We start from the raw sequence: 12,497 nt of genomic DNA, 5'->3' as shown, positions 1-12,497 counted from the left end.
ATCCTCGCGCAGACGGCCCCGGCGGGTCTGGCGGCGGCGGGCATCGAGCCGGCGCTGCTGCCGCCCGCGCCGCAGCCGGCCGCCGGGACCCCGGCTCCGGCGGAGGCCGCGGCGGCCCCCGCCGCGGACAGGCGTCCCGAGCTGGCCGGCGGTCGTGGGACGCCCCGCGAGGCGGCCCGACCCCCGCACGAGCCGGAGGCGGTGCCCGAGCCCGACGACCAGAGCCCTTGGTTCAACACCCCCCGCCAGGTCGCGTACCAGGGCGGCTACGACCCGACGTACGACCCGGCCGAGCAGTACGCCCAGTGGTACGAGGAGCAGCAGCAGGCCGACGAGTACCGGGACCAGTACGAGGAGGAGCCGCCGCTCCAGGAGCCCGCTCCGGAGGAGACCGGCAGCTTCCCCATCCCGGTCGTCCCGGGCCGCACGCGGGAGCTGGGCGACGGCGGCGGCACGCCGGCCGCGGAGCCGGACGAGGAGGCGTACTACCAGGTCTTCCGGCAGTCGATCGACGACAGCTTCCCGACGCCGCGGGAGTTCGGCGAGAACATCGAGGCGACGTACGGCACGACGCTCGCGGACGCGGAGGCCAAGCGCCTGGTCGTCCGCTTCTCCAACCGCTTCAACGCGGAGCTGGAGGAGAACCACATCGCCTGACCGGCCGCGGCGGCGGCACGACGAAGGGGGGCGCCCGGTGTTCGCCGGGCGCCCCCCCTTCGTCGTCGTACCGGGGCCGGTTACTCGCCGAGCAGGGTCCGCACCCGGTCCTGCCCGACCGCCAGCAGCAGCGTGGGCAGGCGCGGACCGGTGTCGCGGCCGACGAGCAGGTGGTACAGCAGCGCGAAGAAGGTCCGCTGGGCGGTCTTGATCTCCGGCGGCAGTTCCTTCGGCGTGGCGTCGGCGGAGAACCCGGCCTGGACCTTGGGCACGCCGTAGACGAGGTGGGTGAGCCCGTCCAGCGACCAGTGCTCGGCGAGTCCGTCGAGCAGCAGCCGCAGGGACTGCCGGGACGGCTCGTCGAGGGACTTGAGCAGCTCGGCGTCGGGCTCGTCGCGGACGATGGTGCGCTGGTCGGCGGGGACGTGGGTATTGATCCACGCCTCGGCCTTGTCGTAGCGCGGCCGGGCCTCGTCCAGCGAGCCCAGCGGGTCGGCCGGGTCGAGCTCGCTGAGGATGCGCAGCGCCTGGTCCTCGTGGCCGGCGGTGATGTCGGCCACGGACGCGAGCGTCCGGTACGGCAGCGGCCTGGGCGTCCGCGGCAGCTCGCCGGCGGCCGTGCGCACGGCACGCGCGTGCGCGGCGACGTCGGCGGGCAGCGCGCTGCCGTCGGCCACCTTGGCGTCCAGGCGGTCCCACTCGTCGTAGAGCCGCTGGATCTCCTGGTCGAAGGCGATCTTGAAGGACTGGTTGGGCCTGCGGCGGGCGTACAGCCAGCGCAGCAGCTGCGGCTCCATGATCTGCAGCGCGTCGCCCGGGGTGGGCACGCCGCCCTTGGACGAGGACATCTTCGCCATGCCGCTGATGCCGACGAAGGCGTACATCGGGCCGATCGGCTGCTCGCCGCCGAAGATGCCGACGATCTGCCCGCCGACCTGGAACGACGACCCTGGGGACGAGTGGTCGACACCGCTGGGCTCGAAGATCACGCCCTCGTACGCCCACCGCATCGGCCAGTCGACCTTCCAGACCAGCTTGCCGCGGTTGAACTCGTTCAGCCGGACCGTCTCGGAGAAGCCGCACGCGGTGCAGGCGTACGTCAGCTCGGTCGAGTCGTCGTCGTACGCGGTGACCGTCGTCAGGTCCTTCTCGCAGTTGCCGCAGTACGGCTTGTACGGGAAGTACCCGGCGGAGCCGGAGCTGCCGTCGTCCTCGGCGGCGGCGCCGGAGCCCTCGGCGGCCTCCAGCTCGGCCTCGTCGACCGGCTTCTGCTGCTGCTTCTTCGCCGGGGCCTTCTTGGTCCGGTACTGGGCGAGGATCGCGTCGATGTCCTGCCGGTGCCTCATGGCGTGCAGGATCTGCTCGCGGTAGACACCGGAGGTGTACTGCGCGGTCTGGCTGATCCCGTCGAACTCCACGCCGAGATCGGCCAGCGCCTCGACCATGGCGGCCTTGAAGTGCTCCGCCCAGTTCGGGTACGAGGAGCCCTCGGGGGCCGGGACCGAGGTCAGGGGCTTGCCGATGTGCTCGGCCCAGCTCCCGTCGACGCCGGGGACGCCGGCCGGCACCTTGCGGTACCGGTCGTAGTCGTCCCAGGAGATCAGGTGCCGGACCTCGCGGCCGCGGCGGCGGATCTCGTCGGCGACGAGGTGCGGGGTCATGACCTCGCGCAGGTTGCCCAGGTGGATGGGGCCGGAGGGGGAGAGCCCGGACGCGACGACGACCGGTTTGCCCGGGGCACGACGCTCCGACTCGGCGATGACCTCGTCCGCGAAACGGGAGACCCAGTCGGTGGTCTCTGTGCTCTGAGCCACGATCGGCACGTCCTCTTTCCTGAAACTTCTCCGGGAGCAGCCGGTACGGGTCGCACGGCTGACCGCTCCATTCTCCCAGCCCGGCCCGCATCCGCGAAAACCGCTTTTCACCGCATGGGATACTCGGTTTCTGTACTACTTCCAGGAACCCGAGCAGAACGGCAGCCACTCCATGGCCTCGGTCACGTCCCTCAGCGCCTCCGTCCAGCAGCACCTCGCGTCCGCCCTGACGGCCACCCGGCCGGAGGCCGCCGGCGCGGACCCGCTGCTGCGACGAAGCGACCGGGCGGACTACCAGGCCAACGGCATCCTCGCCCTGGCCAAGAAGTCCAAGGCGAACCCGCGGGAGCTGGCGGCCGAGGTCGTCTCGCACATCACCACCGGCGACCTGATCGCGGACGTCGAGGTCTCCGGCCCCGGCTTCCTGAACATCACGATCGGCGACCGGGCCATCACCGGGAACCTCGCCGCGCGGTACGCGGACGGCGAGCGCCTCGGCGTGCCGCTGAAGGAGGACGCGGGCGTCACGGTCGTCGACTACGCCCAGCCGAACGTGGCGAAGGAGATGCACGTCGGCCACCTGCGGTCGGCGGTCATCGGCGACGCCCTGCGCGGCATGCTCGACTTCACCGGGGAGAAGACGATCGGCCGGCACCACATCGGTGACTGGGGCACCCAGTTCGGCATGCTCATCCAGTACCTGGTCGAGCACCCCGGCGAGCTGGCCCCCGCGGCCGAGGTCGACGGCGAGCAGGCCATGAGCAACCTGAACCGCGTGTACAAGGCGTCGCGTGCGCTCTTCGACGCGGACGAGGAGTTCAAGGACCGGGCCCGCAAGCGGGTCGTCGCCCTGCAGTCCGGCGACAAGGAGACGCTCGAGCTGTGGCAGCAGTTCGTGGACGAGTCGAAGGTCTACTTCTACTCCGTCTTCGAGAAGCTCGACATGGAGATCCGCGACGACGAGATCGTCGGCGAGTCCGCGTACAACGAGGGCATGCCCGAGACCGCCCGCCTCCTGGAGGAGATGGGCGTCGCGGTGCGCTCCGAGGGCGCGCTCGTGGTGTTCTTCGACGACATCCGCGGCAAGGACGACCAGCCGGTCCCGCTGATCGTGCAGAAGGCCGACGGCGGCTTCGGCTACGCGGCCTCCGACCTGACCGCGATCCGCGACCGCGTCCAGGACCTGCACGCCACCACGCTGCTGTACGTCGTCGACGTGCGTCAGTCGCTGCACTTCCGGATGGTCTTCGAGACCGCCCGCCGGGCCGGCTGGCTGAACGACGAGGTCACCGCGCACAACATGGGCTACGGCACGGTGCTCGGCGCGGACGGCAAGCCCTTCAAGACCCGCGCGGGCGAGACCGTGCGGCTGGAGGACCTGCTGGACGAGGCCGTGCAGCGGGCGGCGGAGGTCGTGCGGGAGAAGGCGCGGGACCTCACCGAGGACGAGATCCAGGAGCGGGCCGCGCAGGTCGGCATCGGCGCCGTGAAGTACGCGGACCTGTCGACGTCGCCGAGCCGCGACTACAAGTTCGACCTCGACCAGATGGTCTCGCTCAACGGCGACACGTCCGTCTACCTCCAGTACGCGTACGCCCGTATCCGGTCCATCCTCCGCAAGGCCGGCGAGGTCCGCCCCGCCGCCCACTCGGAGCTGGCGCTGCACGAGGCGGAACGCGCGCTGGGCCTGCACCTGGACGCGTTCGGGGACACGGTCTTCGAGGCGGCCGCGGAGTACGCCCCGCACAAGCTGACGGCGTACCTGTACCAGCTCGCGTCGCTGTACACGTCCTTCTACGACAAGTGCCCGGTCCTGAAGGCCGAGACGCCCGAGCAGGTGGAGAACCGCCTGTTCCTGTGCGACGTCACGGCCCGCACGCTGACCAAGGGCATGGCCCTGCTGGGCATCAGGACGCCCGAGCGGCTCTGAGCGGGTGGGCCGGGACGCACCCGGCCCACCCGTGGGGCGTCAGGCGTAGTAGTGGATCGTTCCGCGCAGCGCCGGCTCGGCGCCCTCGCAGTGCTGGACGAACGTGGCGGCGAAGGCGGTGACCGTACCGTCCTCGCCGCGGGCCAGCCTGGTGAGGGTCAGGGACCCTTCACTGGCGTTGCAGCCGCCGAAGCCGGACACGTCGAGGCCGGCCACGCCGGGTCCGTTGCCGCGTTCCGTCCGGTAGGTGCGTCCGGCCTCGAAGCTCTCGCCGGCCGGCGGGACGAGGAGGGCGGACCAGGTCTCGCGCTTGCCGGACACGTCGTACTGGAGGCCGCCGACGCCCCACTCCTGGAGTGAGAAGAGGCTGGTGGCGCCGGTGTGGGTGCCGCTCCTGCCCTGGCCGGGGTAGTCGCCGGGCTCGCTGGCGTAGGTGAAGGACAGCGGGTAGGCGCGGTACTTGACGACGCCCTTGAGGACCGGGGCGTCGGCCGCCTCGCAGCGCTGCGTGTAGGTCGCGTCCAGCACGGTGATCGCACCGGTCGCGTCCGCCTCGATCTGGTTGACCGAGAACTGCCCGTAGACCTGGTTGCAGCCGCGCGAGTCGCCGCTGACGTCGAGGCCCGGGGCCCGTCCGGTGCGCGAGGACGCCCGTTCCGCGCCGCGGTAGACCCCGGGGTGGAGCTTCTCGCCCTGCGGAGCGGCGAGTTCGACGGTCCACCAGTCGGTCTCGTTCTCGATCCGGACGGTCAGCGCCTCCCTCTCCCCGGACACGGTGATGTCCGCCGTCCTGGGCGTGAGGGCGACGCTCCCGCCCTGACCGACCCAGTCGCCGGGTGCGCTGGTGTGGCTGTACTTGGTGACGGCCACCGGTGTCCCGGTCGCCGCCGCGGCGGGCGCGGACAGTCCGGCCGTCAGGCCGATGGTCGCCGTCAGGCTCGCCAGCGTGCCGAGCAGGGCACGCCGCCATCCGGTGCGGGTACGCACGGATGCCTCCCCCTTGTGTGGCGGGCACCACTCCGGGTGCCCGAACTGGTGTTGCACAACGCCAGGTTGCCTGTCCCAGGATGCTTCACATAAACCACCGGAACCCCACGCGTCCTTCCGGAACCGGTCGCCGACGCGTCGCGTCAGCCGAGCAGCCGCAGTCCCCCGGGCGCGTCGATGCCGAAGTCCTCCGCCAGCACACGACGGGCCTCGGCCTCGTCGTGCAGCTCGCGCTCCTCGATCGTGGCCCTGACCCTGCCCGGCCCCACGTCCTCGGTACGGGTCGCGGTGACGCGGTCGCCGTCGAGCAGCAGGTGCCCGTCCGCCGTGAGGCGCTGCACGTAGGGGCGGCGGGAGAAGGGCGACCGGGGGTTCGTGGCGATGTGCCAGTTGATGACCTCGTAGTCGCTCTGCTCGAACGGCTCCACCGTGAAGGCGTACTGCGCCTGCCAGCCGCCCTCCGCGGACGCCCCGTGCGCCTCGAGCACCCACGTCTCCAGCGGCCCCCGCTGCGGTGCGTGCACCAGCCGGTGCCGGCGTCCGGCGTCGTGGAACTCGGTGTCCGCGGTCAGCGGCACCGGCTCCAGCAGGGACCCGGCGGCACCGAAGCCGACGTCGGCCAGGTACGGCAGCGGCTCGCCGGGGACCTCGGCCAGCAGGGCCATGTGGGTGCGGGGCCGGTCCTCGAACCGGTCGGCGCCGACGACGACCCGCGCGGTCAGCCGGGTCACCCGGAAGCCGAGCGCCTCCAGGGCGAGCGCGAAGAGGGTGTTGTGCTCGTAGCAGTAGCCGCCGCGCCGCCGCCCGTGGACCAGTTTGGCCATCAGGGCGGCCGGGTCGAGGGAGGGGGCCGTACCGCCCAGGGCGTCGAGGTTCTCGAACGGGACGGCCCGCAGGTGGGCGAGGTGCACGCCGCTCAACGTCTCCGCGTCGGGCCGCCGCTCCCCCTCCCAGCCGATCCGTCCGAGGTACGCGTCGAGGTCGAACGGTGCGTTCGGTGCGCTGTCAGCCATGCGACCACCCTAGGAACCCACCGCCCTCCCCGTCCGCCGACCGCGGCCGGAACCGGTCCCCTTCTTTGGACTTAGGTCGACGGGTCAGGCCCCCAGCGCCTTCCCCAGCCTCCGCAGGCCCTCCGCGATCTCGTCCGGCGTCTGGGTGACGAAGCACAGCCGCATCGTGGCGCGGTCGGGCTCGCTCGCGTGGAAGGGGGCGCCGGGGACGTACGCCACGTCGTGGCGGACCACCTCGGGGAGGAGGGCCGTGGTGTCGTAGCCGCCGGGCAGGCGGATCCAGAGGAACATGCCGCCCTCGGGCCGGGTCCACACCGACCCCTCCGGGAGCGCGTCCGCCAGGCCCGCGAGCATGGCGTCCCGGCGCTCCCCGTAGGCGGCGGCGACGCGGGCGACGTGGGCGTCCAGGTCGTTGTCGGCCAGGTACCGGGCGGCGGCGAGCTGGTTGACGGTCGGGGTGTGCAGGTCGGCGGCCTGCTTGGCGACCGCGCAGGCCCGGCGCAGCTCGGCGGGCGCCCGCAGCCAGCCCAGGCGCAGGCCGGGCGCCATCACCTTGGAGAAGGAGCCCAGCAGCACGGTGCGGTCCCGGGCGCCCTCGTAGGAGGCGATCCACGGCACCCGCCCGCCCTCGAAGCGCAGCTCCCCGTACGGGTCGTCCTCGACGATCCACAGCCCGCACCGGCCGGCGACCTCGGCGACGGCGGCACGGCGGGCGGCGGGCATGGTGCGACCGGTCGGGTTCGAGAAGGTGGGCACGGTATAGAGCAGCTTGGGCCGCTCGCGCACCACCAGCTCCTCCAGCGCCACGGGATCCACCCCGTCCTCGTCACCGGGCACCGCGATCACCCGGGCGCCCGCGAAGCCGAAGGCCTGGAGGGCGGCCAGGTAGCAGGGGTTCTCGACGAGCACCGTGTCGCCCGGCTCGATCAGGGCGGTGGCGAGCAGGGACAGCGCCTGCTGCGAACCGGTGGTGACCAGGATGTCGTCAGCACTGGTGTCCAGCCCGCGCGCCGAGGCACGGGCGGCGAGCGCGGCCCGCAGCGCGGGCTCGCCCTCGGTGGTGGAGTACTGCAGTGCCCGCGCGGGCGCCTCGGTGAGGACGGCCCGGTACGCGGCGGCGATGCCCTCCGCGTCGAACAGCTCGGGGGCCGGCAGCCCGCCCGCGAAGTTGATCACCTCGGGGCGGGCGGTGACGGCCAGGATGTCCCGTACGGGCGAACCCCCGGTCGACCGGGCCCGCGCGGCGAGCGGCGGCAGGGATGCGGGGACGGCGGGGGCGGGGGCCTGAGTCACTGTCATGCCCGCAGCCTAGGCATGTACGTGCCGTCTACAAGAATGTTTCCGTGATGCGGACACGCGCGCGGGTCAGGTCCCCTCGACGTACTCCCAGGCGTGGCTGCCGAGGGGGTACGCGTAGTAGGACGCGTCCTTGGAGGCGCTGGTGCGGAACGGCTTGCCGTGGTCGTCGATGCGCAGGGTGCCGTGCCGCTCCCCGCTCGACCACTTCAGCTCCAGGTACCAGCTGACGTCGTGGCCGCTGGTGTGCGCCTTGACGTGGAACACCTCCGGGTCGGACTCGGTGACCTTGTACGGGAAGTCCCGCTGCCCCGCGACCGGCATCGCCAGCGGGGTGCCCAGGTCCAGCGAGACGTCGAAGGACGCGCGGTCCACCCCGCCGCCGCAGCCGTTGCCCATCACGTACTGGTTCCAGTCCAGCGCCGGCCTGCTGCTCACCACGCGGACGTGCAGGTCCTCGAGGACCACGGTCTCCTCGCCGGTGCCCTGCACGGTGAGGACGACCGTCTGCCGGTTGGCGGAGACCGCGCCGTAGGCGGTGGCCCAGCCGACCGCGTCCTGCTGCGGGGGCGGGGGCAGCACGTTCTGCGGGCTGCGGTCGACCAGGAAGGCGTGGTCGCAGGGGGAGTCCCAGAAGTACGGGGTGGTCGACACGGTGAGCGCCGGGCCGGAGGCGGGGGCGCGGCGGCTCGGCTCGGCGGCCGTGTCCCCGTGCGTCGCGGACGCCGAGGCGGACACGGAGGGGAGCGCGGACGGGGAGGCTGACGTCGAGGCGGAGGCGCTCGCGCGGGGCGACGCCGACCGGGTGGCGGCCTTGGACGCCGAGACGGAGGGCGACACGGCGGCCTCGGCGACCCCGGCCGGACCGCGCCGCCCGTCGTCGTCACCGGTGCCCGACACGAGGTTCGCCATGAGCGTCACGGCACCGGCGATGACGACGACGCCGGTCGCGGCGTACAGGGCGGCACGGGGCACCCGACGGCGCGTCCCGGCCGGCCGGGACGGCGTGGGCGGGCCGGCCGGGGTGAACGAGGCGCCGGACGCGGGCGACGTGGCCGACGCGTGCGGCACGTCCGGTGCGGGCGAGGCCGGGGGGCCGGTCTCCTCCATGGCACCGGCATCGGCACCGACGGCTCCGGCTTCGGCTTCGGCGGCCCCGGCTTCGGCGGCCCTGTCGACCCCCGTGGTCCCAGCGGCCTCGGCGGCCCCGGCAGCCCCAGCAGCCCCGGCAGCCCCGGCAGCCCCGGCAGTCCCGGTGGATCCTCCCGCGCCGGCCTCCGACGGTCGGAGTCGCGCGTCCGCTCCCGCGCCGGCGTCCGCCTCCCCCGCGCCCTTGTCCCCCGCCTTCCCCGCGGCCTTCTCCCCGGCCTTCTCCTCCGCCTTCTTCACGCCGCGCAGCGCGTCCGCGCGGATCCAGCGGCGGTGGAGTTCGAGCAGTTCCTCGGGGGTCGCCCGGCACACCCGGGCCAGGCGCTCGACGGGCGCGAACTCGACGGGCACGACCTCCCCGCTGACGTACCGGTGCAGGGTGGACGCGCTCATGTGCAGCCGCTTGCCCAATGTCCCGAAACTGAGCCCGGATCGCTCCTTGAGCTCCCGCAGCAGTGCCGCGAAGTCGTCCCCAGCCACCGTCTCTCCCTCTCCCCGCATCCCCGCCCGGCATCCCAGAGGAACACTGTTTCCCCAGGTCAGAGCCGTTCCCGGTGTCCCATTGTCCCGCATGTCGCGGCACTGCTGGCGCTTGGGACGACCCGGGCCCCAAGCTGTGGTCATCCAAGCAGCCGCTCCCGGCGAACGGTCGAGCGGCTCACCCAACTTCCACCGAAACGGGGCTCCTTCATGTCTGCACGCATCACCCGTACCCGCCTGTTCGCCGCCACCACGGTCGCGCTGGCCGCACTCTCCCTGACCGCCTGCGGGGGCGGTTCGGACACGGACGCCGCGAGCGTCCCGGCCGCCTCCGTGACGGACACGGGCCGGACCGCACCGTCCGCCGGCGGCTCCGCCTCCACGGGCGGGAACCACGCCTCGTCCGGTACGACGGGCTCGGGCACGGACTCCAACGGGTCCACGGGCTCGACCGGCTCCTCCGGCTCGGCCGGCTCCTCGGGCTCCGGCAAGGGCGGCTCCGCCGGTTCGGCCGACGGCGGCTCGGCCGGCACCAGCGCGCAGGGCAGCCGCGGGGGCGGCGAGGACGAGATGCCCGGCGAGTGCTCCGCGTCCGACGTCAAGATCACCGCGCAGAAGCTGTCCCGCCCGCTCAACCACCTGCTGCTGACCGCCACCAACACCGGTTCGAAGACGTGCATGCTGCCGCAGTACCCGGCGGCCCGCTTCGGCGAGGCCCAGTCCGTGCCGCCGGTCGCGAAGTCGACCAAGCCGCAGGCGCTGACCGGTCTCGGTCCGGGCGAGTCCGGCTACGCCGGGGTGATGCTGTCGGCCGGCGACGGCAGCGGCGAGAACGGCTACGAGACGAACACCCTCACGATCCCCTTCGAGGACGGCTCCATCGCCAGGGTCGCCCTGCCCGCCGACGGCGTGTACGTCGACACCGCGCTGACGGTCACCTACTGGCAGACCGACATGGACGCCGCCCTCGGCTTCTGAAGGGGTCCTCTCCCCCGGTGCGCGAAGCACCGGGGGAGGTCGCTCAGCGCAGGGTGCGGGCGACTTCGGTGGCCCAGTAGGTCAGGATGTTGCGCGCACCGGCCCGCTTGATCCCGGTGAGCGTCTCCAGGATGGCCCGGTCGCGGTCGATCCAGCCCTTCTCGGCGGCGGCCTCGATCATCGAGTACTCGCCGGAGATCTGGTAGGCGGCGACGGGCACGTCGGACGCCTCGGCGACCTTGGCGAGGATGTCGAGGTAGGGCCCGGCCGGCTTGACCATCACCATGTCGGCCCCCTCCTCCAGGTCGAGCGCCAACTCCCGCAGCGACTCGCGGGCGTTGGCGGCGTCCTGCTGGTAGGTCTTGCGGTCGCCCTTGAGCGAGGAACCGACGGCCTCGCGGAAGGGCCCGTAGAAGGCGGAGGCGTACTTCGCGGTGTAGGCGAGGATCGCGACGTCCTCCCGCCCGATCTGGTCGAGGGCGTCGCGGATGACCCCGATCTGGCCGTCCATCATCCCGCTGGGGCCGACGACATGGGCGCCGGCGTCGGCCTGGACCTGGGCCATCTCGGCGTACCGCTCGAGGGTGGCGTCGTTGTCGACCCGCCCCTGCTCGTCGAGGACGCCGCAGTGCCCGTGGTCGGTGAACTCGTCGAGGCACAGGTCGGACATGACGAGCAGCTCGTCCCCGACCTCGGCCCGCACGTCCCGCAGGGCGACCTGGAGGATCCCGTCGGGGTCGGTGCCCGCCGTACCGGCGGCGTCCTTCTTCCCGTCCTCCGGCACGCCGAACAGCATGATCCCGGAGATCCCGGCCTCGACCGCCTCGGCGGCGGCCTTCTTCAGGCTGTCCCGGGTGTGCTGCACGACCCCGGGCATCGCCTCGATCGGCACCGGCTCGCTCACGCCCTCGCGCACGAAGGCGGGGAGGATCAGGTCGGCGGGATGCAGCCGGGTCTCGGCGACCATCCGACGCATGACGGGAGTGGTCCGCAGCCGCCGGGGCCGGGTGCCGGGAAAGGATCCGTACGTCGTCATACCACCTACGCTACGCCCGCCCCACCCGTGCCTTTGCCGACGGAGAGTCGGCCCGACCGGGGCCCTGCCGGGCTTGACCTCAACCAAGCTTCAGCTTCTACGGTCGGCGCCATGGACTACTCACACAGCGACGCCGAACTGATCCGCCAGCCCATCGGCTACTGGAGCTGGGCGGCGTACAACGCCGTCGTCACCCGCACCAGGGCCGCCCTCGCCGAGATCGGCACGACCCAGCCGCAGTGGTGGGTGCTCGCCCAGGTCGCCCGCGCCGACGCCCCGAAGACCCGCGCCGAGGTCCGCGACCTCCTGCGGAACTACCTCGACACGGGCCCGGAGACGATGGAGTCGGAGATCGACGCGACGATCGACGCGGGCTGGATCCTCCACGCCCCCGACGACCTGCTCTCCCTGACCCCGGCGGGCCGGACGTTCTACGAGAAGGCAGCCGCCGTCCAGGACGAGCTGTGGACGGAGCGCCACGCTGGAATCTCCGACGAGGAGTACCTGACCACGATGAAGGTGCTCCAGCGCTTCATCCACAACACGGGCGGCCATGCCTGGCACCACTAGGGCCTGTTGCGTCCGATTCGTTCAAGATTCCGGCGCCCGCGGCTCGCTACCGTCGCTCCCATGAACAGCACCGACAGGGAGTCCCGCCACCTCGGCGTCCGCATCGACCGACCCGCGGCCGACGTCTACGCCTACGCCTCCGACCCGGCCAACCTGCCCGCGTGGGCCCACGGCCTCGGCACCTCCGTCGAGCGGGAAGGGGACCGCTGGGTCGCGGCGTCCTCCCCCATGGGCCGGATCACGATCACCTTCACCCCGCCCAACGACCTGGGTGTACTCGACCACTACGTCACGCTGCCCTCCGGGCAGACCGTCCACAACCCGGTCCGCGTGATCCCCGACGGCACCGCGAGCGAGGTGGTCTTCACCGTCCGCCGACAGCCGGGCACGACCGACGCCGACTTCGCACGCGACGCCGACACGGTCACCGCCGACCTGGTCCGGCTCAAGGAACTGCTGGAGTCCGCGTAGGGCAGGGCGGGCCGACCGCCAAGAGCTGTTCGGGCCCGTTCGCGGTCGTCACGGGTCCGAGAACCGTGAACACCAATCCGCTCTTTGTCATCCTCGCGCGCAGGTGAGCGCGTGAA

At 72.6% G+C, this 12,497-nt stretch carries 10 protein-coding genes and 1 pseudogene; 5 read left to right on the top strand and 6 right to left on the bottom strand.

The features are described from left to right. Positions 1 to 657: pseudogene (locus JHAT_RS28065) on the top strand (hypothetical protein); the annotation flags it as partial. Between the two features lie 80 nt (positions 658 to 737). Here JHAT_RS28065 and lysS read toward each other — a convergent pair. Beyond that, on the bottom strand, positions 738 to 2,480 hold the full coding sequence (gene lysS / locus JHAT_RS28060) for a lysine--tRNA ligase (protein WP_077801072.1): 1,743 nt from the start codon (positions 2,478 to 2,480) through the stop codon (positions 738 to 740). A gap of 163 nt (positions 2,481 to 2,643) precedes the next feature. Here lysS and argS point away from each other — a divergent pair, with 163 nt between their 5' ends. Then, positions 2,644 to 4,401: an arginine--tRNA ligase gene (gene argS / locus JHAT_RS28055; RefSeq protein WP_077801071.1), complete on the top strand. Its 1,758-nt coding sequence runs from the start codon at positions 2,644 to 2,646 to the stop codon at positions 4,399 to 4,401. Between the two features lie 39 nt (positions 4,402 to 4,440). Here the strand turns inward: argS and JHAT_RS28050 are convergent, their stop codons facing one another. The 4 genes from JHAT_RS28050 to JHAT_RS28035 all read right to left on the bottom strand — a co-directional run bounded on the left by JHAT_RS28050 (position 4,441) and on the right by JHAT_RS28035 (position 9,326). Continuing rightward, positions 4,441 to 5,388, bottom strand: a complete 948-nt coding sequence (locus tag JHAT_RS28050; RefSeq protein ID WP_253195634.1) for a hypothetical protein — start codon at positions 5,386 to 5,388, stop codon at positions 4,441 to 4,443. A 143-nt stretch (positions 5,389 to 5,531) separates the two neighbouring features. Beyond that, positions 5,532 to 6,401 (bottom strand): arylamine N-acetyltransferase, encoded by an 870-nt coding sequence (locus JHAT_RS28045; protein ID WP_077801070.1) that lies wholly within the window; start codon positions 6,399 to 6,401, stop codon positions 5,532 to 5,534. 84 nt (positions 6,402 to 6,485) lie between these two features. Continuing rightward, entirely contained in the window at positions 6,486 to 7,700 is a 1,215-nt protein-coding gene (locus JHAT_RS28040) for a PLP-dependent aminotransferase family protein (protein ID WP_077801069.1), read from the bottom strand. Between the two features lie 66 nt (positions 7,701 to 7,766). Further along, entirely contained in the window at positions 7,767 to 9,326 is a 1,560-nt protein-coding gene (locus JHAT_RS28035; protein ID WP_077801068.1) for a helix-turn-helix transcriptional regulator, read from the bottom strand. Between the two features lie 210 nt (positions 9,327 to 9,536). On the opposite strand from JHAT_RS28035, the gene JHAT_RS28030 reads away from it, so the two are divergent. Continuing rightward, complete coding sequence (locus JHAT_RS28030) at positions 9,537 to 10,304, top strand: DUF4232 domain-containing protein (RefSeq protein ID WP_077801067.1); 768 nt, start codon at positions 9,537 to 9,539, stop codon at positions 10,302 to 10,304. 43 nt (positions 10,305 to 10,347) lie between these two features. On the opposite strand, the gene hemB is transcribed toward JHAT_RS28030, so the two are convergent. Beyond that, entirely contained in the window at positions 10,348 to 11,340 is a 993-nt protein-coding gene (gene hemB / locus JHAT_RS28025) for a porphobilinogen synthase (protein ID WP_077801066.1), read from the bottom strand. Between the two features lie 111 nt (positions 11,341 to 11,451). Here hemB and JHAT_RS28020 point away from each other — a divergent pair, with 111 nt between their 5' ends. Further along, positions 11,452 to 11,910, top strand: coding sequence for a MarR family winged helix-turn-helix transcriptional regulator (locus JHAT_RS28020; RefSeq protein ID WP_077801065.1), 459 nt, complete (start codon positions 11,452 to 11,454; stop codon positions 11,908 to 11,910). A 60-nt stretch (positions 11,911 to 11,970) separates the two neighbouring features. Next, positions 11,971 to 12,381: an SRPBCC family protein gene (locus JHAT_RS28015; protein WP_077801064.1), complete on the top strand. Its 411-nt coding sequence runs from the start codon at positions 11,971 to 11,973 to the stop codon at positions 12,379 to 12,381. The last annotated feature ends 116 nt before the right edge of the window (positions 12,382 to 12,497 follow it).

It is taken from the genome of Streptomyces sp. JHA26 (genome assembly GCF_002005565.1).
Lineage (GTDB): Bacteria > Actinomycetota > Actinomycetes > Streptomycetales > Streptomycetaceae > Streptomyces.
The sequence above is the reverse complement of the archived record's forward strand: the minus strand, read 5'-3'. Positions and strand labels throughout refer to the sequence as shown.

Bases quoted from the DNA above. Each gene is read 5' to 3' on its own strand.
- hemB (WP_077801066.1), bottom strand. From the start codon at position 11,340: ATGACGACGTACGGATCCTTTCCCGGCACCCGGCCCCGGCGGCTGCGG.
- JHAT_RS28015 (WP_077801064.1), top strand. From the start codon at position 11,971: ATGAACAGCACCGACAGGGAGTCCCGCCACCTCGGCGTCCGCATCGAC.
- JHAT_RS28020 (WP_077801065.1), top strand. From the start codon at position 11,452: ATGGACTACTCACACAGCGACGCCGAACTGATCCGCCAGCCCATCGGC.
- JHAT_RS28045 (WP_077801070.1), bottom strand. From the start codon at position 6,401: ATGGCTGACAGCGCACCGAACGCACCGTTCGACCTCGACGCGTACCTC.
- argS (WP_077801071.1), top strand. From the start codon at position 2,644: ATGGCCTCGGTCACGTCCCTCAGCGCCTCCGTCCAGCAGCACCTCGCG.
- JHAT_RS28030 (WP_077801067.1), top strand. From the start codon at position 9,537: ATGTCTGCACGCATCACCCGTACCCGCCTGTTCGCCGCCACCACGGTC.
- JHAT_RS28040 (WP_077801069.1), bottom strand. From the start codon at position 7,700: ATGACAGTGACTCAGGCCCCCGCCCCCGCCGTCCCCGCATCCCTGCCG.